The following is a 20664-nucleotide window of genomic DNA, read 5'->3' as shown; positions in this document are numbered from 1 at the left end:
TGGAACAATAATAGTAAACTACTGTCCCACAGATGTTAATAATTAAATAATATTCATCTGCTGCCACCAAAGAGTGGCCCGGCCCCACGAACACAACAACATAAATCCTATGTTCATCGCCTGCTCAGTTTGTACTGTAGATTTGTATGCAGTGCAAAGAGTATTGAATATATTTTATAACACTCATTGCCCATTGTCAATGAGAATAATACCACATTTTTCTACAAAAAATAGGCCTATACCACAAGTTTTTCACCCATAGTATAAGCCTATTTTAATTAAAATTATTCAGCGTCGTATATAAGCTTGTACCCCTCATCTGAAACCTGATAGATTTTCTCTACCTCATCATTGATGTCATCTTCCACAGATTCCGAATAAAACTTAGCGCAGATGCCACAATTGGAACTAAGCTTCCTTGGCACTGGCATAAGCTCGCAGGGACTACTCTTTGCGTCAAGTATTCGCTTAAATTTTATTGCACCCGAATGCGTAAAAAACAAACCTAAATATTCCATAGTAATTCTCCGTTCATATTGACAATTTACATTCCCCTGTTATATTATCATAACCCTTATTATTGTCAATACCATAACTATTTTGCCTATTTGATTGCTGTTATTACGTATCCATCTTCATCGTTGTCTTCCTTTACTGTAACCTTATATCCAGCATTAGTAAGGAATCTTGGTACATTTTCCTTTGGAGCTCCATCATCTACCAGCACTTCAACTTCTTTTTCACCCTTGTCTACAGCTTCTTTTGCAAGAATTACTGGCTGTGGGCAAGATAATCCTCTTGCATTAATTAGCATTAACTTTCACACCCTTTTCTTTATTCTTTGCCTTTTTATCAGCGAACTTTTCAGAATTTAAGTAAGATATTACAAGGAGTACTACAACACATATAATAACTGCAACCTTACCATTTGGAGTAGGTCCTTTACCTGATGAAGCAAGTTTGAAGTTATGGCAGAAAGCTGCACCTAGTACCATTCCAAGTATAGTGATAGATGAGTCACTGTTGCCTTCACCAGCCAATATAAGTTGTCTAAATGGACATCCGCCTAAAAGAACACTGCCCCATCCAACAACTACCATTCCAAGGAAATTCCAAAGACCATCATTATGAGCTATAGGTTGTCCCTCAAAACCGAATTTAAACTGTCCAAAAATTAAATTGCCTATAAATGCAAACAAAATAATACTTAAAAATCCTTTTAATAAATAAGTATCTTTGAACATAACTGTATCTCTGATACCGCCAACCATACACAATCTTGTCTTTTGTCCAATTATTCCTGCTACCATACCAACACCTAAAGCAAAGTATATTGGTGCATGCATAGAACCAGGTCCTTCAGCACTGAATATAATAAATGCAGGTGCTGCAATTAATAATATAAGCAATGCTACATTTACAATTGAAATCGATGTTCCTTCAATCATGCCTTGTTTGTATGTTCTTCTAAGCGAAAAACCTTTTTTAAGGCATACAATACCTACAAGAATACCTGCAATAAATCCAACAAGACCTACAACTGCATTCATGTCTCCACCAGCAATTCTAAGTACCATTCTCATTGGGCATCCAAGGAACATTAAAGCTCCTATCATAACCATAAAGCCTAGTATAAATCTTGTAAATGGAGAGGAACCACCCTTTGATTTAAATTCCTTTCCGATTAAACTCATGCAAAATGCTCCGATTACTATACCAATTACCTCTGGTCTTATGTACTGAACAATTTTTGCATTGTGTATTCCAACTGCTCCTGCAATATCTCTAAGGAAACAAGCGATACACAAACCCATATTGCCTGGGTTACCCATTTTTACCAGCGAAGCCGATAAAAACCCTATGATAGCACCGGCAATGATAATAATAATACCCTTTTTGTCTTTCATAATTACCCTCCTAATTTTTTGTTTTTTATGGTACCACATACCATTTTCTATGTTTTTACTTATAAGTTCCACAGTAATTATATCAAAGTGATTTGTTATATTCATATCAAATACATATTTTAAATAGTTTTTTATCTATCTATTTAAATTTTCTATAGTCATATTTTTACTCCTTCACACTACCCATATTTCATGAAATTAAGGTATAATAAATAATAAGAATATTAACAATGATGATTGGAGAAAATGTATGAAAAAAATATATTTAGACAACGGAGCTACTTCCTATCCAAAAGCTCCTGGCATAGAAAATGTAATTTCAGATTATCTACTAAACTGCGGTTCTTCCGTAAATAGAAGCACTTACAGCGACGCTTTTTCCACAGAAAATACTATTTTTGAAACGAGAGAATTGCTTTGTGAATTATTTAACTTTAATAAGCCTGAAAATGTTATATTCACAAAAAATATAACTGAAAGCTTGAATGTAGTAATGAAAGGCCTTTTAAAATCTGGTGATCACGTCATAGTATCCTCCATGGAACACAATGCCGTAATGCGCCCACTGACGTCCCTTTCTAAAAAAGGAATAGAATTTTCCAGAGTTCCCTGCTCTAGAAAAGGAGATCTAGATCCTACAATTATTGAAAAGTACATAAAATCAAATACAAAGGCCATAATAATGACTCACTGTTCTAATGTATGTGGTACCGTTTTGCCTCTTGAACAGGTTGGAGAAATATGCAAGAAACATAATTTATTTTTCATTGTAGATGCCGCTCAAAGCGCTGGTGTATTGCCTATAGACATGGAGAAATTTAATATAGACTGCCTTTGTTTCACAGGTCATAAGTCACTGTTAGCAGCCCCAGGTATTGGTGGATTCCTTATCAATGACAGATTAAACAAAGAAGTATGCCCTTTAATTGAAGGTGGGACAGGCAGTCTTTCCGACAAAGAAGAGCAACCCTCATATATGCCTGATAAATTTGAAGGTGGAACGCCCAATGTCATAGGAATTCTTTCTTTAAACACCTCCCTAAAATTTATAATGAAAACGGGCCTTGAAGCTATCCACACTCACGAAATGGAACTTTGCAAAGTATTCATGAATGGGTTAAAGGAAATCCCAGGATTGCGCATAGTTGGCCACCACGATCTCGAGGATATGTCACAAAGGTTATCCACAGTGTCAATAACTTTGGTGGACAAAGACATGGGGGAATTTGCACACACTTTAAGTCGTGATTACGGCATATCCACACGTTGCGGAATGCATTGTGCCCCATCAGCTCATGAAACCCTTGGCACCTTCCCAGATGGCACCATAAGATTCAGCATAGGGTATTTCAATACAAAAGAAGACATTGAATATGCATTGAAAACAATACAAGAGATGATGAAATAGAAATTAACTCATATAACAACAAACAAGCTACTACTTCAGTTTTACCTAAAGTGTAGCTTGTTTTGTATATCACAAATCTCTTTCTAACAAACTTTCATTGTCTAAACATTCTCTTTTTAGTACCTTTACAGTCTCCTCATCAACATGCCACATTTCTCTTTGAATTGCTTCTAGCATTCTCTCTATGATGTTTTGCAAGGCCCAAGGATTATTTTCCTTCATCCACTCTGAAAAATCTTTATCCTTTATGAATTTTTCTGTTATCTGATTGTATGTCCAATCGTCTATTACACCTGTGGTAGCACCCCAACCAAATACATAATCCACAGTTCTTGAAACATCTGTTGCACCTTTAAAGCCATGTTTCTTTAAGCCATTGTACCATTTAGGATTCAATAATTTAGTCCTTACAAGAAATTTTGTTTCCTCTTTTATATCTTTAGTCTTTACTCTTGTAGGGTCAGAAGAATCTCCCACAAATCCTTTAATAGCTTTTCCTTTAAACTCAGTGGTGGCTGCCACCATACCACCTAAATATGCGTAATTATCGTCATTGGCAATGACGTCTGTTTCCTTTGTATCTATATTTTTAACTGCTAAATCCAGTTTGGATAACCTGTTCTTAAAAGCTTCCTTGTGACACTGTCCGTAAACCTTTTTTCCGTACACATAGCCACCCCATTCCAAGTATACCTTAGCCATATCGCTGTTAGTTTTCCAATTCTTCTCGTCAACCAGAGTATTTACACCAGCACCATATGCCCCAGGTTTTGCACTAAATATCCTGTAAGAACTTATTTCTCTAGCCTCTTCTAAACTAGTTCCCTGATCCATCAGATCTTTTATATCCTGGTTCATATGCTTTAAAATATAATTCTGCTCTTCTTTTTCATGCATAGATGACACTTCCTGTATAGCTTCATCTATGAGTTCCATTAAATTAGGAAATCCATCTCTAAAAAAACCACTAGCCCTTATGGTTACATCTATACGTGGTCTGCCTAGCTCCTCTAGAGGTATAATATGAAAACCTTTCACCGTTGCACCACCTTGCTGCCATATAGGTCTAACACCAATGAGGTATAATATTTCTGCCACATCTTCACCTCTAGTTCTCATGGTTGGACTTCCAAACAAAACAATACCCACATTTTCAGGATAATCACCATTATTCTCCTGTCTATACCTCTCCAATAATTGTTTCCCTAAATCCACACCTGTATTCCATGCAAATTGTGATGGAATAGAAAAGGGATTTACTGTATAAAAATTCCTCCCTGTGGGAAGGATATCTGCTTGTCCCCTAGTTGGTGCTCCTGAAGGGCCAGGTGGTATGAATCTCCCATTTATAGCATCTACTAAATGCTCTATTTCCTCCCTGGTTCTACATATTTTATTCAAAAGATGGTGCTTAATGTATTTAATAATGTTACATAATTCTTCTTGACATAATACAAAATTGCTAAATATCCTTTGTCTTATATCACAATCTTCATTATCCATGGCAAATTGCACTAATTCAACGGACCTGTCATTGATATCTTCGATGATTTGTCCACCTGTTTTGTTATGTTCTACAATAATTCCAATATTTTCATATAGATAGTCTATAGAATATCCGTAGGCCATAGCTATAGTTTCTCTTAGAGATGGCACATCTGAATTAGACAACCTAGTTAAGGCTACTAAAAACTTTACCATGTTTTCCCCTTCAGGATATTGACCTAAAATATGAAGCCCATTGTTTATAAGTGTATCCTTCATTTCATTGAGATATCCATGAACTTTTTGAAGTTTATCCTGAAAACATACTTCTTCTAATTTAAGATCCTGTTCCAAAGCACATTTATTTATTAACTCCTCTATGTCCTTCTCCATACCCTCACACTTATCTGATTGATAGGTTTTTGCCTCATAATATTCATCTATTTTGTTTTCTAGCTCTTCCAACTCTTCGTACAGGCCAGCATTCTCCATGGCAGGTTCTAAGTGATCTATTATGCACGCATAACTTCGCCTTTTAGCTTGAGTACCCTCCCCTGGATTATTGATAATATACGGATAGATATTAGGTAAATCATCAATAACAACATCACTATTACATTCTTCAGATAATGCCACAGCCTTTCCTGGCAACCATTCCAAAGAGCCGTGCTTTCCCATGTGAATCACAGCATTAGCTTTAAATTTATACTTTATCCACCTGTAGTAAGCTAAATAATGATGTCCCATAGGTATATCTGGACTATGGTATATAGCTCCAGGATCCATGGAAAATCCCCTAGTGGGCTGTATACCAATAAATACATTGCCATTGACCACGCCCGGAATGATTATATTATCATCGTAAACCATGCCATCACCAAGTGGTGTACCCCACTTATCTACCATTTCATCTTTTACTTTTTCTTCTACTCCTTCAAACCACTGAAGGTACTGCTGCCTAGTTACAAACTTAGAGTTTTTTATTTTTTCATCCGTATTCCAACCTTCATGACCTGTAGCACACTTCAAAAGTTCATCCATAAGTTCGCCAGAATTTTCGTATATTTTTTCCACCAATATACCTTCATCTTTTAATGCTTTAAGTATATTAATTATGCTCTGCTGCGTATCAAGACCATAGGCACATCCAATAAATTCATTTTTAGGCGGATAATTGTGCATTATTATAGCTACTTTTTTCTCACTGTTGTCCATACTTCTAAGCTGGGCATAATTCTTGGCTATATTTACAATTTTGTTTATGCGCTCTACACATGGAATATAAGACACAACAGGTATACCTGAATACTTATTTATCCTAGTCTCCTTGTGAGCAATGGGTACAGTGATTATACCACCATCAAATTCTGGCAATGCCACATCTATGGACAAAGCTGACGGCAAAAGGCCGTAGTTTTCCTTTTTCCAAACTTTATAACTATCCGTATTTAGAATTGCTTGAATTACTGGTACATCTATCACATCTAGATATTTTTTATGTTCCTCACCCACAACACCATTGGCAAACATTACAACATTAATTAACACATCTATGACCGGTTTATCATCCTTAATGAAATATTTTTTGTATGCCCCTGCAATGCCAAGATTCCCTAAATTCTGATCTTTATATGTAGACACAAAGACAGGAAGGGCATTGCACCCCATAGCTTCTATTTTTTCAACCAAACTGTCCACAAACAAAACATCGCCATTTAGCCAATAATTCCTATAAAAACTTATACCAATGGTGATTTTGCTTTCATCATAATTTTCCTTTAAATAATCATCTAAAGTAGAAAATGTACCTAGCTTTGGATGATAAATTCCCTCCCAAGGCAAAGTTTTAGGATTTTCGTAGGGTTCATTTCCTTTATTAAAAACATTATTTAAATATTTAAACATATTTACAAAGTTTCTACTGCCACTGTTGACGATATAAGAGAACATCATCTTTGCCACTTTGCCTTCTATGGTATTATATTTCGCCGCCAATTTCATAGAATATTCAGTAGTTCCATGAAGGTAAATTTTCAATCCACGTGGCAGCTCTTGCATTATATCGCTAAAACCTGGAAGACTATCTTCATTTCCCATAAGTTGAATGATAAAAATATCCGCTTCCTTTAAAAATATATCCAACTCTTCCCTGCACCTTTTTAAAGCCAAATTTCGCTTGTGCCACACTTTCAATTGAATTTCATCCTTATTTGTTTCATCATAAGCCTTGCTGATTACTGATAAATACGTATCTACCGCTGTATAATAAGCTATTTTTAGCATATTTCCCTTCATCCCCACTACTTTTAAATTATATTTTGCACATTTTTGCTGTTTACCGGTATAAAAAATGGGCATTTATTATCTTCATCGTAAACTACTTTTACACTTATATTAAACACATTTTCCAGAACATCCTTTGTGATTATTTTTTCAGGTGGACCCTCTAGATATTTTCTATGATCTTTTATAACTATTATATTATCTGAGTATCTAGCAGCTTGATTTAAATCGTGTAAAACCATAACAATAGTTATATTCATCTTTTTATTTAATTTTCTTACTAGTTCCAATAACTCAAACTGATGTGAAATATCCAAATAAGTTGTGGGTTCATCCAATAAAAGTATGTCTGGCTTTTGAGCTAATGCCATGGCTATCCATGCTCTCTGCCGCTCTCCACCTGACATGGTGGATATTTGCCTATGCTGTAATTGTTCTAACCGTGTCTCATAGATAGCCCAATCTATAATCTCGTAATCCTTTTTTGTCAATTTCCCCATCCATCCCAGATAAGGATATCTTCCATATCCGATTAAATCCCTCACAGTAAAATCTTCTGGTACCATGGGGCTTTGTGGAACTATGGCCATTTTCTGCGATATTACTTTGGGATCAATTTCTCTAATATTCTTGTCTTCTAGATATATATTGCCTTTACTTGGTTTCTTTGTTCTTGAAATAGCTTTTAATATGGTGGACTTTCCACAGCCATTAGGCCCAATTATGGTGGTTATAGAGTTTTTTTCTATGTTAAAAGATACATCCTCCACAATAATCTCTTCGTCATATTTTAATTTTAAGTTATCTACTCTTAACACGTTTCTTCAATCCCCCTCTCAATAGATATAGGAAGAATGGAACTCCAAACAATGACAGTATAAGCCCCACAGGTAGTTCAATAGGCTCTACTACCACTCTTGCAATAGTATCACAGATTGTAACTAATGCTGCACCTAGCATAGCACTAGCTGGCAATAAGTATCTATAGTCAGATCCAATTACTATTCTCGTTATATGTGGTACAATAAGTCCTACAAAGCCAAGCATACCAACAACACTGACTGCACTGGCAGCTAATAGAGAAGACAGAAGAATTAAAATTAGTCTTACCCTTTCAATTTTTAGTCCAAGGCTAGTAGCAATTTCATCTCCTAGCATCAATATATTTAATTTTTTGCTCATAATCATGGACAGTATAAATCCAATCACCGCATAAGGAAGGATAAGTTTGAAATCTGCCCAAGTCTTAGCTGATAAACTTCCTACAGTGAACCCTAAAGTATTGTGTACTCTATCAGGATAAAAAATAAGTATCATATTAATGATTGCATTAACCAGTGAGGATATGGCAATACCAGCCAAAATCATTCTCAGAGGATTCACACCATCTTTCCACGATACTATGTATATTATTAATGTAATTGTAAATGCCCCAATAAAAGCACATGGTGTAAGTAGATATGAATAGTTTGGAATCAAAACCAATGTTACGGTAGCTACTAACCCCGCACCTGCTGAAACACCAATGGTATTTGGAGAAGCCAGGGGGTTTCTCATAACCCCCTGTAAAATTGCTCCTGCCAATGACAAACAAACACCTACCGCTCCAGCAACACAAGTTCTTGGGACTCTTACTTTCCATATGATATTTCTACTCAATCCTTCTTTATCAATAAATATAGCTTTAAAAATGTCGGGTATAGATATTTTATAGGCACCAAAGCTAAGACTTATAAAAAAAGATATTATTACACTAGCACCTAAAATCATCATCACAGAGAAAATATAAACCTTTTTCTTGTGCAAAACAGCTAAAGAGTTGTCAGTGTTCACTATTTAATCACCTCTGGGTATAAAATTTTACCTAACTCCTCAAAGGCCTCTCCATATCTTCCATTTGGCTTGTATAGGAATAAATCTTTAGGAAGATAATATATTCTGCCTTCCTTTACAGCATTAAGGCTGCCCCATATATCATTTGACATTACATCCTTCTCAAATCTCTTTTTACATTGTTCTACGTCACCCATAGTTGTAACTAGAATATAATCAGGATTTTTCTCCATAAGTCTTTCTATACTAAAATCTACTTTAGTCTTTCCTTTTCCATCTACACCATCCACAATATTTTTTCCACCCATAAGTTGTACCATATCTCCAACTAGGGAAGTAGGCAACTCGCATTGTACACTTTTTGTGGATGTAAAGAATATTCCTACAGTTGGTTGTTTGTCCACTTTTTTAGTTTTTTCTATAACAGCTTCACATCTTTTTGTAATCTGCGATATTTTTTCATCATATATCTTTTCTGTTCCAAGAATTTTAGAGAATAGATATAGATTTTTCTTGAATCCTTCGTAGGCATTAGTGCTACCGTCTATAATTGCAGTTTCTATCTTGTTTTCTTTAAGACTTTTTGCCAATTTTACCTGATCACTAGATGATGAAGAAATTATAACAAGATCTGGTTCCAATGCTAATAGTTTTTCAAGATTCACCTTGCTAAAAGAACCTAAATTCGTTATATTCTCAGCCTCTTTAGGTACATTAGTTTTCCCATCTACTCTAGCTATAGCCTCACCTCCAGCAAGATACCATAAATCAAGAATAGAATTTAAAAGTACCACAGTTTTTTTTGGGTTTTTTGTTATAGTGGATTCATCTCCAAAACAATCCTTGTATGTAACTTTAGTATCCGTATCCTTAAGAACGAAATCTGGATATAAATTTTTACTTTCGTTGCCTTTTGATTCGGTGCTTACTTGTGACGTTTTTCCCTTGTTATCCTCTTTCTTGTCTACTACTGACTTACCACACCCACTCATTGACACCATAATTGATACCGACATAGTCGCTACCATCAATAAGCTTAATGCCTTTTTTACACTTGATTTTACCATAATGCTATCCTCCATATGTATTATTGTAAATAAAAAAATCCAACCATTTTGGTTGGATTTGAAATCAAAATAAGAATCAGTATAAGAAATGGCCTTAACTAAAACCATAACTTGTTAAAATAAACTATGTTCTATAACACAAACATAAAGAGAACACTGCCATAATATTAACATACTAACCTTTATTTCTTTCACTTCCCACCGAAGCGATAAAATATAATATAAGGCAGGTCTCCTGACTTGTAGATCTTCTTACTCTCTTCCCTTCCCAAAAGAAATACTTTTCTTTCAGTGGCTCTAAAGATTTCATCCCTACACACAGTAGCGGGGGCTGTAAAGGCATCTCACCTTTTTCCCATTTAAACTATAGGTACCTCACATTTTCAATATAGAGTATACGATATTATGAATTCCGTGTCAATACATCCGTTATAATGATAATTAGTTTGTATTACTTTATTGCCCTTATCTGTTGTATAATATGTTCATGCTCCTTAACCTCACCAGTTAAGGAATTTACTTTACCCTGAATGTTCGCCATTTGAAAGGCAATTTTTTCCTGTTCTGCTCTTGTTACTTTTATATTTTCTTCGGTGGCCCTTGCTATAGCATAAAGCTCATCTATCTTCACAACCATAGCTTTCTGTGTCTTCTCGACGGTGTCAAGTCTTGCATCCATCTTGTCAAGTTTTCCAATTATAAGTTCAAACATTTGTTTAGTCTCACTATCCATAAATTCACCACCTAAACTTCTTATAGTATAATATATATTTTATCATTAGAATTTATTCATAACAAGTGGCAAAGCATTCCACTCAGCATAGATGTTTACATTATATTATGCACATAATCAAAGTCGTTTATTCCTACTCATTTCAGAAGCCTAGCAAAGCAAATTTTATTGTTTCCAAAGCGCTTACGTATATCATTTACAACATATTCTGCTTTTTCTTGCTTAAGCTGTGAATCATAACTGCAAAGTAAGTCTAGCTGAAGGGGGATATCCCTGGACTGCAAAGATTTAGTTCGCACTGTAAGAGCCCTAATATTTTTCTTCCAGGGATAACTTTTAATAAAAAGCTCATATGCTTTTTTAGCAATAATAAGACTACTATCTGTACTATATGCAATCTTGCCCTCGTGACTAAACGTTGAAAATTCATTATCTTTTATTTCTAATTGAATAACTCCTGCAACCATATTTTTGTTTTTCAGTTGTGATGCTACGGATTCTGAAAGATACAGAATCAGTTTCCACACCTGTTCATTGCTGCTTAAATCTTTACTTGTAGTAGTACCGTGGCCTACGCTCTTTACATCTTCACTATATAAAAAGTCTTTTACAGGAGATCTGTTTTGTCCATTGGCATTGCACCACAAATCATAGCCTACCTTGCCAAATTTATGAATTAAAAAATCTACATTACACTTTGCCAAATCTCCTATTGTGTGTATACAATAGCGATCTAACTTAGCTTTTGTAGATTTTCCTATACCTATCATTGAAGATGCTGGCAGCCACCATATCTTCTCCCTGAAATCCCTCGACGATATTTCGGTCACCGCATCAGGTTTTTTCAAGTCGCTGCCGAGCTTTGCAAATATTTTATTGTAGGAAACTCCCACGGATATTGTAAGTCCCAACTGCGACTTTACTTCTTCTTTTATTTTAAAAGCAATATCCGAGGGTTTTCCAAAGAGTCTTGTACTTCCCGTCACGTCTAACCAGCATTCATCTATGCCAAAAGGTTCAATGAGATTGGTATACTTATAATATATATTTTGAACAAGCTTTGAATACTTAGCGTACTCATCATGGTGTGGTGGGACTACTACTAAGCCCTTACATTTCTGTCTCGCCTGCCACACTGCTTCTCCCGTTTTTATACCACAGGCCTTTGCTTTGTTGTTTTTTGCTAGTACAATGCCATGCCTATCCTGTTCACTGCCTCCAACTATTATATATTCATTTTTCAGTTCTGGATGGAGCATACACTCTACAGATGCATAAAAATTATTTAAATCACAATGCAAAATTGCCCGGTCCATAAGTTTCACTCCCCCTTGACAATAGGTGAAAGTTTAGTTATGATTAAAGTGAAATTAGTTTCACCTTCTATGCTTTATATTCTATACGAAAGTTGTTTCACTGTCAATAGTTTTTATGAAATTTATTTCACCTTATAAAATATATCTAATCATATCCTTAATGTATGAACTTGAAATTAAAGAAAGGAAGTGTTATTATGCAGTTTAAAGACAAATTGAGAAAAATGCGAACTGAAAATAAAATGACTCAAGAAGAGCTATCAAATAAATTAGGTGTAACTAAAAGAACACTGATAAATTATGAAAAGGGGAATTGTTATCCCAAGAGCACTGAGATCTTCAGCAAACTTTCCTCTATATTTAATGTAAGTACTGACTATCTTATGATGGATGAAAGTGAAAACATAAACTCCAATGAAAAAAGCATTGAGATGGACTCCAAGCTTCAGGCTATGAACTTGATTTCTGAAGTAAGTGCACTGTTTTCAGGGGGTAACTTAGAAGAAGGGGACAAAGACGCTGTAATGCAAGCCCTTATGGAAGCGTACTTAGATGCAAAGAAAAATGGTGAGCAACACCATGAAAACATATTTACAAAATCATAAAAAAGTAAAGTTTAGGGAAGTGTATAATAAATGAGCTATAACTACATCGAAAAAATTGCATACGACCTCATAACTAGATATAAAAGCTGTGATCCTTTTGACATAGCCCAAGGACTGGGCATAAAAATAATGTATAGATCCGACTTTACTAAATTAAAAGGTATGTATGCCATTATATGTGATAGTAAATATATATTTATAAATTCAAATTTACCTTGGGAGATGCAGCGAATAGTATGTGCCCATGAGCTCGGTCACTCCCTGCTTCACGATGATCTAGCCCGTTCTTCTGTACTACAGGAATTTATGCTGTACGACATGAAGAACAGGCCAGAGTATGAAGCAAATCTTTTTGCTAGCTCACTGCTCATCGACTCCAAAGAATTTATATCATTAGCTCAGGAAGGTTACGATGTAGTTCAACTAGCTAGTATATTGAATACAGACATTAATCTTATCCTTATAAAAATGTCTCTTTTAAAGGATACCATTGATAGTGTAAATTTAAATAATGCCCAACACCACCTATAAGTTCTTAAAATTTTTACTTATACTACAGATATATATCTGAAAATTCCACCTCCACGCTAGTCTTAGAGCTCTGAAGTATTACAGAATCCTTGTTTGTAGAGGTCTCCCTTAACTTGCATAAAGGTATATAAAATACCATCTTTGTACCTTGTTTAAAGGAAGAATCTATATATATCTTGCCATTGTGCAGCTCAACGAATGCTTTGCACAAGGCTAGTCCTATCCCACTGCCCTCTGTAGTTCTAGTTAAAAGATTATCCACCTGAGTAAAAGAAGAGAAAACCTTTTCATAGTTTTCTTCGGCTATTCCGCACCCATCATCCTTTACCCATACATACAACCTGTTGCTGTTCCTATCCACATTGGCCCCCAAACCTATTTTCCCGCCAAGACTAGTAAATTTAATAGCATTGGACAACAAATTCAATATTACTTTCTCCATCTTCTCTTTATCACAGGATATGGTAATATTTACATTGTCTAAATAGCAAGAAAACTGTCTATTTATTATTCGGCAAAAAGATTCTACATGTTTAGTAATTTCTCTAATATAAGCCATAAGGTTCACATTTCTATAATTCATTTTCATACATCCAGAGTTTATGGCAGCTATATCAATTAAATTATTTGATAATCTTAAAATTCTATAGGAGTTTTGCTTTATAAGAGCAATGTTATCAATCTTTCCCTCATCCACAGAATTATTTTTATTTCGGATCTCTTCTAGCTGAACGGCAGACAGTATAATGTTTAAAGGAGTTCTAAACTCATGAGATATATTTGTAATAAACTCATTTTTCACTTTTTCTTTGTCTATCTCACTTTGTAATAATTTAGTTTTAGCTTTTAACTCATTTATGCCAGTTACATCTTGTCCAGTAAGTACTATTTCATTATTAATAGTGTCGATGTAGTAGTACACATCCAAATCCTTAAAAGAGCCATCCTTGCACATGGCCTTGCAAGGTCCCACATAAACCCTAGTATTATACCTTTTATTTGAGTCTATTACGTCCCTTAATTTTTTTGAATTACTTATAATCATTTCGTGTATTTTCTGCTGTTTAATTTCCTCAAAAGTCCATCCCAACAGTTTTATTACACTATAGGATGTGGTAAGAATATTGAATTCAATGTCCATTACGATACATAAATCCATGGAATTGTTCAAATATCTATTCAACGTATTTTGCAACTTTACCTTTTCGCTCAATTGATTTGTCACGTCGTGGAGTAACTGTATATTTTTCAAACATAAGGATATTCTATTGATAACACGCCTTATAAGAACGTACCCCTCCTCCTCTAAATGACCATTGCTTAAATAAATACTGAGCATTCCCAGAACTCTTCCATCATAGATTATAGGCATGTACATTATATACTTATCTAATAGATATTTGTTGTACGCATCTTCAAAACCATGCTCTGCAAAAAACCTCTCATAGGATTTCATAGGAACAGGATAAAATAGATTTTTGCAGTTTCTCTTCATGTATTCCTGCTGATAATCATCAAAAGGAAGCTCTACCCCATCCATTATCTTGCTATCTATGCCAATGCAGATTCGCTTCTTTATGATCTTAAACTTTTCATCATAGATCCATATACTCATTCCGTCCAATACAATTTTATGGCTTATCTCTTGCATGTACTCATACAATTCTTCATATATGAACTCTTCTTTTCTTTCATTGTCATCTCCTATGATGCTGTATTGTATATTGTATTGGTTTCCATATTCATCACTTTTCTCAGTATAAATGTCCTTCTTATATGAAACCTTTGCAATGCAAATACATTTGTTGCAATCTCCATTGTAATCTAATATGGGAATACTAGTAACTCTCCAGACCATTTCTTTCCCATCAATATATATACATTGGTTAAAACTCTTTTTTTCCTTTAAAATAATTATTTTCTGTTTAAGACTTGAAATGTATTTAGCATTTCGGGTTCCTAAAATCAGCTCTACATCTTTCGCAACATCTTCTTCGTTTCTTATGTTTAATACTTTAAGAAATGCATTATTAACATATGTATACTTACCATTGGCATCCACAATATACACTGGCATTTCATAATTTTTATAACTATTCAAATGGTATTCTAATTGGCCTTCATTGATATATTTGCAATCTATTAAATATTGATACATTGGTAACCTTCCTATCTTATATAATTAACACACAAATTATATCATACTACGCAATAAATATAAACTCAATATTTCACAGGACAAACTCTTCAAAAAATTCTAGACAATTTGCTAAAAAAATAACATTCTTCTTGTAATGTTTCTGTAATTCTCCTACAATAGAACATAGTATAATATAAAATATATAAGTATACATTTTAGGAGGTTGAAGTGAGTGAAAGTATCAAATAAAGTAAAAAGTAAAAAACTAAAACCAGCTAAGACATCAGCATTGCAGTTTATGTTCTTTTTTTTCCCCATAATGGCCATAGTATCCTTCATTCTAATACTAAAGTTCCCTGGAACAATAGATGCCACAAAGAATGTTGTAATTTCCATAGATAAAGAAAACAAAACTGTGTCAGGAACAGCAAATTTAGATAAGAATCTTTCCGTAAGCAAGCTTACAAATTTTTGTATTGACTCATCATTTGTTGTCCTAGATTATGCAGTTTCCAAAAACTTTGAGGTTAAGCCAAAATCCATGAAAATTAACAGTGAAAACTATATTGTAGACATAAAGCTTAATCCAGATTGCAAGTTAGAAGAATTGCCATCATCAAAACCCAACAGAAAATTATATATATCATCAAATGATTACATCTTAGATATGAAAATAACTGGTGCCAATGGATTTCAAATCTCTGGGGAAGATGCCATCTCTTCATTTGTAAAAAAACATCTTAATCTTTTCCTTAGAGGAGAACAAAACGAACTTTATGAAACAAGACCAACAGAAGCTTACTACGTTTATGAACCTAACCAAAAATTTCTCATGGAAAAAAGCAATAATTAAAATGTAGGTGAGTATGATGAAAAAGACAATACAAGTAGTAGGCGCCATTTTAGAAAACCAAAATAATGAAATTCTCTGTGCCCTCCGTTCTCCATCAATGTCCATGGGAAACCTTTGGGAATTTCCAGGGGGTAAGGTTGAAAAATATGAAGATTTAAAAGAAGCCATTGTCCGGGAAATAAAGGAAGAATTAAATTGTGATATAAAGGCATTAGAAATATTCAACCACAATGTCCATGAATATGAAAATATTATAGTTAACCTGATCACCGTGCGTTGCGAGCTAATAAATGATAGCCATCCTATAAAATCCGAGCACGCCGCCCTTATATGGTTAAAACGCCCATGTCTTTGCTCCTTGAAATGGGCACCTGCTGATATTCCAGCTATGGAAGCTCTCGCAAAAGAATTGTAGATGGAAAGTATATGTGGCTCTTTTGGCTATAGCAGTGATAGAATATCTATTAGGTAAATTTTTCAGTAAAAATAAAAACTGATACCCCACTAAGAAACACCTTAGTGATCGGTACCAGTTTTATTTTATTTACTATTTATTAAATGTGATAAAGGTTTAAAGGTATACCCCATTTCTTCCCATTTTGTAAGAAGGTCATCTAATACTTCTCCGTTGGTCTTAGACGTGTTGTGTAACAAAACCACAGCGCCTGGATGTATCCTTTCAGTCAGCTTACTCATAGCAGTTTCTCTGGACGGTTGACTATTTTGGTTCCAATCTGCATACGCTAGACTCCAAAAGAAAGTTTTATAACCAAATTTATCTGCCATCTTCAAATTATTTATATTGTATTTCCCCTGCGGTGGTCTGTAATATGTTTCAATATCCTTGCCTATGATCTCTTTAAACTTTTCAGAAACACTTTCCAATTCTTTTTTGAACTGAACTTCATCTGAAATCCTGGCCATATCTGGATGGTGGTATGTGTGATTTCCCACGGCGTGGCCCTCGGCTACCATTCTCTTTACCATTTCTGGTGCACTCTCTAGAAAGTGTCCTACTACAAAAAAAGTGCCTGGTGCATTATGTTTCTTTAATGCATCTAAAATAGGTTCAGTGTTGCCATTTTCATAGCCACAATCGAAAGTAAGGTAAACTACCTTCTCATCTGCACTTCCCATATAATATGCATTGTACTTTTTCATCTCTCCTACAGATGCTGTTCCCGTTGGTTGCTGCCCCTGAGTTTTAAATCCGCCCAAGCCCCAATTTTTTGTCTCCGTTGAGTTTGAAAGTATTGGGCTTACTTTAGTTAGATTACCATGGATAACCTTATCCGCAAATACTCCCATCACAGCAAACAACGAAATCGCAAATACGATTTTGAATACTCTAGCAGTACCATTGTTCTTCTTTAGTTTTTTCTTCTCTTCCATTGCAAACCTCCGATTCCAAGTTAAGCATTTTACTCAATTAGCTTTCCCCATTCTAACCTTTTTAATTCTGCAATGATTATTCTATTCACTAACTACATATATATTCATAAATATCATCTCTAACAGCAGTATGCAAAATATACTTTATCTCCACCGCTTTTTTGTTTGCCTCCTTCATGATGATTGGGTTAGGAGTTCCAACAGTATTTATCCTTCCAAGATAGTAAAATTCCTTGGAAATCTTGTCATCCTTATTTTTTCTCACAAACAGATGCATGCAAACATGATCCCTTTCCGCGCTATAAGCTTGCCTAACATCCGGTGATTCAGGACTTCTTCCTGATTTTGAAATAGCAATAATCTCATTCTGTGAAAGGAATCTATCATGATAGTTAATGGATGCTTGAATATCATCATCTTTATCATAATTTATGAAAACTGGATAAGTTTTTGTTTTGCTGTTAAATTTATATCCACCAATATTAGTGGCTACCTCGCATTTTTCCCATTCTAAGAGCCAGCATACATCCTCATATGTATATTTTTCATAGAGAGTAAAATTAGTGCTCATATATCTGTTGATGTATTGCTTTTCAAATCTATTCAAACCAAAGTCTACAAGTTCATTAACCATATTTTTAAAATCACGGTTCTCTAACATACCTTTAAAAGAGGATGATACTCTATAGTCATTTTCATACTTTTCAATGAATATACATTTCTCATATGTTTTTTTACCTGTACCTACTGGAAATTCATTAGTAAGCATATTAACTACAGATAGCTCCGTATGAGATGTAAAACTTATATTATATTTTTCCATTAATTTCAATTTTAGCTTACCCATTAAACTTGTAGTCTGTTCTAGACAAAGTTTAATAAGCAAAAGCTCATGCGGACGCTTCCCACAACAAAGTTTTTTTGATATAAATTCTATGAACAACTGCTCCCCATCGTCTAATTTAATCTTATATTCTTCATCATACTTACACAAAAACCTATGATAAGTTCCAAGGGATTTGTTTTCGAAAATTCTTAAAGGATCTATTTCATCGTAACGCTCAAAGTCCATTAAACTAGGAATATATCCTATTTTATTTTTCAATGCAATATACTTTTCCTTAATCAGCTTTACCTCAGAAAAATTAGCTTTATCGATGGCTTCAAAAATTCTTTTTCGAGCTACTTCATCAAAATTTATAGTAGAACACCCCGGTATAATCCTACTTCCTTCAACTACATATCTTCTAATATTGTCCTTGTTATAAGTTCTGTCCCCTGATAAAGCTATGGGAATCATGAAATTATTATTGTAATTACCCACAAAATCGATGACAACTACATACTCTTTTGATGGATTTTTTCTAAGCCCTCTTCCAAGCTGTTGAACAAAAATTATAGATGACTTTGTAGGCCGAAGCATTACAACCTGATTAATAACTGGTATATCAACACCTTCATTAAATATATCCACCGTAAATATATAGTCCAGAGCATTTTCGTTGCTGTCCTGTTCCACTCTTTCAATGGCTTCTTCACGTACACTTTGGCTATCATCCCCAGTAAGAGCCAAAGTTCTATATCCGCGTTCATTGAATTTAATAGATAATTCCCTAGCTTCATTTTTATTGCTACAAAAAACTAACCCCTTTACTCTATCACCGTAATATCCATAGAAATTAATTTTTTCAATTATGTGCTCCACTCTTTCATCTTGAACCAAATATCTAAACTCCGTATTGTCCGTCATCTCCACACCATCAACATTTATATCAGATATTCCAAAATAATGAAATGGACAAAGCAGATCATTTTCTAAAGCTTGCTTTAGCCTTATTTCATAAGCAATATTATAATCAAACAACTCAAAAATATTAAAATCATCATTTCTTTCTGGGGTGGCAGTCATCCCCAGCAAGAACTTAGGTTTAAAGTATTCAAATATTCTATGGTAAGATGATGCCCCCGCCTTGTGCACTTCATCTATTACAATATAATCAAATTCATCTGGTTTAAAGCACCCAAGAGTTTCCTCCTTGCTCAAAGTTTGCACAGTGCAAAATATAAAGTCACAATGTACTTCCTTTGATACACCAGATAATATTCCCATGGTTCTTGTGTCTCCAAATACATTCCTATAACTTTCCATAGCCTGTCTAGCAATCTGTTCTCTGTGAACTATGAACAATGCCCTTTTAGGATTAAACTCTCTCACATCAAAAGCCGAAAGATATGTTTTTCCAGTTCCCGTAGCTGATATTAACAATGCCTTTTCTTTGTGGTTCTCTCTAAGATTTTTTAATGAACATATAGCCTCTGCCTGCATTCTGTTTGGTTTCAGCTTGTATTGTTCCAATCTAGGTACCAAGCTCTTCTTTGCAAAGCTCCTCTGTTGTCTGTATAGTTCTTCATAGGAACTTATCCACTCTTCAGTAAGCTCAATTGAGTCTTTCCACATAAATTTAAACTCATTTAACACCTCGTCACTCAAAGCCCCATTTTCTAATGATGATACCGTTACATTCCATTCCTTATTCTTTGTAAGTGCTTTTTGGGTTAAATTTGAACTACCTACCACAAATTTGTAGTAATCATCATATTTAAAAATATATCCCTTAGTATGAAATTCTTCTTTTGTATACACCCTTACTGATATGTTGCTAAAACTTAATAATTTTCGTAAAGCCTTAGGCTCACTGAAATTCAAATAGTCAGTAGTTATTATTCTACCCTTAATCCCCCTATTTTTAAGTTCGTCTAAAATTTGAATCAAAGTTATAAGACCACTACTAGTTATAAATGCTACAGATATCATAAACTCATTGCAGCTTTTAAGCTGTGATTCTATATAATTTAATACCTTAATGCCCTTCTTGTTATCATTTATCAACAATTTAGGCATTAAGAAATTTTTACAATTTGTTCTTGAATCTATAAAAGCCGCCTTGGAAGCCCCCATTATATCATCTGATATAGGATCTATTTCTTCAACTGATTTTGGTTCTATATTATATAATAATGTCTCTTCAACTAAGCTGTTATAATTCATTAAATCCCCTCCAAATCCATAACATTAGAATTATTATATCATATTTTTATATCCATAATTAC

Annotated in this window: 17 protein-coding genes and 2 riboswitches; of the genes, 5 read left to right on the top strand and 12 right to left on the bottom strand. The window is 34.3% G+C overall.

The window, feature by feature from the left end; genetic code table 11:
- Positions 1–19 precede the first annotated feature (19 nt).
- Positions 20–138, bottom strand: a riboswitch (NiCo riboswitch).
- Positions 139–284: 146 nt separating this feature from the next.
- From BUA73_RS10060 to yedE, 3 genes are all read right to left on the bottom strand, one after another.
- The gene (locus BUA73_RS10060) at positions 285–518 is read right to left on the bottom strand and encodes a putative Se/S carrier protein (RefSeq protein WP_072903998.1); all 234 of its coding nucleotides are present in this window, start codon (positions 516–518) and stop codon (positions 285–287) included.
- 86 nt (positions 519–604) lie between these two features.
- Positions 605–814, bottom strand: coding sequence for a sulfurtransferase TusA family protein (locus BUA73_RS10055; RefSeq protein WP_072903997.1), 210 nt, complete (start codon positions 812–814; stop codon positions 605–607).
- Entirely contained in the window at positions 804–1907 is a 1104-nt protein-coding gene (gene yedE / locus BUA73_RS10050; RefSeq protein WP_072903996.1) for a YedE family putative selenium transporter, read from the bottom strand. The genes BUA73_RS10055 and yedE overlap by 11 nt, the downstream gene beginning before the upstream one ends.
- A 250-nt stretch (positions 1908–2157) precedes the next feature.
- Between yedE and BUA73_RS10045 the strand changes: the two genes are divergently transcribed.
- Positions 2158–3315 (top strand): aminotransferase class V-fold PLP-dependent enzyme, encoded by a 1158-nt coding sequence (locus BUA73_RS10045; RefSeq protein WP_072903995.1) that lies wholly within the window; start codon positions 2158–2160, stop codon positions 3313–3315.
- A gap of 69 nt (positions 3316–3384) precedes the next feature.
- Here the strand turns inward: BUA73_RS10045 and cobN are convergent, their stop codons facing one another.
- From cobN to BUA73_RS10015, 6 genes are all read right to left on the bottom strand, one after another.
- Complete coding sequence (gene cobN / locus BUA73_RS10040) at positions 3385–7083, bottom strand: cobaltochelatase subunit CobN (RefSeq protein WP_178139252.1); 3699 nt, start codon at positions 7081–7083, stop codon at positions 3385–3387.
- A gap of 23 nt (positions 7084–7106) precedes the next feature.
- On the bottom strand, positions 7107–7901 hold the full coding sequence (locus tag BUA73_RS10035; RefSeq protein ID WP_072903994.1) for an ABC transporter ATP-binding protein: 795 nt from the start codon (positions 7899–7901) through the stop codon (positions 7107–7109).
- A complete protein-coding gene (locus tag BUA73_RS10030; protein ID WP_242942368.1) occupies positions 7885–8916 on the bottom strand; it encodes a FecCD family ABC transporter permease in 1032 nt (343 codons plus the stop codon). Before BUA73_RS10030 ends, BUA73_RS10035 begins: the two co-directional genes overlap by 17 nt.
- A complete protein-coding gene (locus BUA73_RS10025) occupies positions 8916–9983 on the bottom strand; it encodes an ABC transporter substrate-binding protein (RefSeq protein ID WP_072903993.1) in 1068 nt (355 codons plus the stop codon). Before BUA73_RS10025 ends, BUA73_RS10030 begins: the two co-directional genes overlap by 1 nt.
- 208 nt (positions 9984–10191) lie before the next feature.
- A riboswitch (cobalamin riboswitch) is annotated at positions 10192–10376 on the bottom strand.
- A gap of 58 nt (positions 10377–10434) precedes the next feature.
- A complete protein-coding gene (locus BUA73_RS10020; RefSeq protein WP_072903992.1) occupies positions 10435–10716 on the bottom strand; it encodes a hypothetical protein in 282 nt (93 codons plus the stop codon).
- 137 nt (positions 10717–10853) lie between these two features.
- Positions 10854–12032, bottom strand: coding sequence for a DNA polymerase Y family protein (locus BUA73_RS10015; protein WP_072903991.1), 1179 nt, complete (start codon positions 12030–12032; stop codon positions 10854–10856).
- 197 nt (positions 12033–12229) lie between these two features.
- On the opposite strand from BUA73_RS10015, the gene BUA73_RS10010 reads away from it, so the two are divergent.
- Together BUA73_RS10010 and BUA73_RS10005 are read left to right on the top strand one after the other, a co-directional pair.
- Positions 12230–12637 carry a helix-turn-helix domain-containing protein gene (locus tag BUA73_RS10010; protein WP_072903990.1) on the top strand — a complete coding sequence of 136 codons (408 nt, stop codon included), beginning with the start codon at positions 12230–12232 and terminating at the stop codon, positions 12635–12637.
- A 30-nt stretch (positions 12638–12667) separates the two neighbouring features.
- Positions 12668–13168 carry an ImmA/IrrE family metallo-endopeptidase gene (locus BUA73_RS10005; protein WP_072903989.1) on the top strand — a complete coding sequence of 167 codons (501 nt, stop codon included), beginning with the start codon at positions 12668–12670 and terminating at the stop codon, positions 13166–13168.
- A gap of 22 nt (positions 13169–13190) precedes the next feature.
- On the opposite strand, the gene BUA73_RS10000 is transcribed toward BUA73_RS10005, so the two are convergent.
- Positions 13191–15326: a PAS domain-containing sensor histidine kinase gene (locus tag BUA73_RS10000; protein ID WP_072903988.1), complete on the bottom strand. Its 2136-nt coding sequence runs from the start codon at positions 15324–15326 to the stop codon at positions 13191–13193.
- A 214-nt stretch (positions 15327–15540) separates the two neighbouring features.
- Between BUA73_RS10000 and BUA73_RS09995 the strand changes: the two genes are divergently transcribed.
- Positions 15541–16161, top strand: a complete 621-nt coding sequence (locus BUA73_RS09995) for a hypothetical protein (RefSeq protein ID WP_072903987.1) — start codon at positions 15541–15543, stop codon at positions 16159–16161.
- A 16-nt stretch (positions 16162–16177) separates the two neighbouring features.
- Entirely contained in the window at positions 16178–16576 is a 399-nt protein-coding gene (locus tag BUA73_RS09990; protein WP_072903986.1) for a (deoxy)nucleoside triphosphate pyrophosphohydrolase, read from the top strand.
- Positions 16577–16701: 125 nt separating this feature from the next.
- Here the strand turns inward: BUA73_RS09990 and BUA73_RS09985 are convergent, their stop codons facing one another.
- Together BUA73_RS09985 and BUA73_RS09980 are read right to left on the bottom strand one after the other, a co-directional pair.
- A complete protein-coding gene (locus BUA73_RS09985; RefSeq protein ID WP_072903985.1) occupies positions 16702–17553 on the bottom strand; it encodes a polysaccharide deacetylase family protein in 852 nt (283 codons plus the stop codon).
- Between the two features lie 88 nt (positions 17554–17641).
- The gene (locus tag BUA73_RS09980; RefSeq protein WP_072903984.1) at positions 17642–20602 is read right to left on the bottom strand and encodes a DEAD/DEAH box helicase; all 2961 of its coding nucleotides are present in this window, start codon (positions 20600–20602) and stop codon (positions 17642–17644) included.
- Positions 20603–20664: the final 62 nt, after the last annotated feature.

The organism is Hathewaya proteolytica DSM 3090 (genome assembly GCF_900142225.1).
Classification (GTDB): Bacteria; Bacillota; Clostridia; order Clostridiales; family Clostridiaceae; genus Hathewaya; species Hathewaya proteolytica.
Note: the sequence above shows the minus strand (reverse complement) of the source record. Positions and strands in the feature narration are given on the sequence as shown.

Bases quoted from the DNA above. Each gene is read 5' to 3' on its own strand.
- cobN (WP_178139252.1), bottom strand. From the start codon at position 7,083: ATGCTAAAAATAGCTTATTATACAGCGGTAGATACGTATTTATCAGTA.
- BUA73_RS10015 (WP_072903991.1), bottom strand. From the start codon at position 12,032: ATGGACCGGGCAATTTTGCATTGTGATTTAAATAATTTTTATGCATCT.
- BUA73_RS10010 (WP_072903990.1), top strand. From the start codon at position 12,230: ATGCAGTTTAAAGACAAATTGAGAAAAATGCGAACTGAAAATAAAATG.
- BUA73_RS10055 (WP_072903997.1), bottom strand. From the start codon at position 814: ATGCTAATTAATGCAAGAGGATTATCTTGCCCACAGCCAGTAATTCTT.
- BUA73_RS10000 (WP_072903988.1), bottom strand. From the start codon at position 15,326: ATGTATCAATATTTAATAGATTGCAAATATATCAATGAAGGCCAATTA.
- BUA73_RS10045 (WP_072903995.1), top strand. From the start codon at position 2,158: ATGAAAAAAATATATTTAGACAACGGAGCTACTTCCTATCCAAAAGCT.
- BUA73_RS10020 (WP_072903992.1), bottom strand. From the start codon at position 10,716: ATGGATAGTGAGACTAAACAAATGTTTGAACTTATAATTGGAAAACTT.
- BUA73_RS09980 (WP_072903984.1), bottom strand. From the start codon at position 20,602: ATGAATTATAACAGCTTAGTTGAAGAGACATTATTATATAATATAGAA.
- BUA73_RS10060 (WP_072903998.1), bottom strand. From the start codon at position 518: ATGGAATATTTAGGTTTGTTTTTTACGCATTCGGGTGCAATAAAATTT.
- BUA73_RS09985 (WP_072903985.1), bottom strand. From the start codon at position 17,553: ATGGAAGAGAAGAAAAAACTAAAGAAGAACAATGGTACTGCTAGAGTA.
- BUA73_RS09990 (WP_072903986.1), top strand. From the start codon at position 16,178: ATGAAAAAGACAATACAAGTAGTAGGCGCCATTTTAGAAAACCAAAAT.
- yedE (WP_072903996.1), bottom strand. From the start codon at position 1,907: ATGAAAGACAAAAAGGGTATTATTATTATCATTGCCGGTGCTATCATA.
- BUA73_RS10025 (WP_072903993.1), bottom strand. From the start codon at position 9,983: ATGGTAAAATCAAGTGTAAAAAAGGCATTAAGCTTATTGATGGTAGCG.
- BUA73_RS10005 (WP_072903989.1), top strand. From the start codon at position 12,668: ATGAGCTATAACTACATCGAAAAAATTGCATACGACCTCATAACTAGA.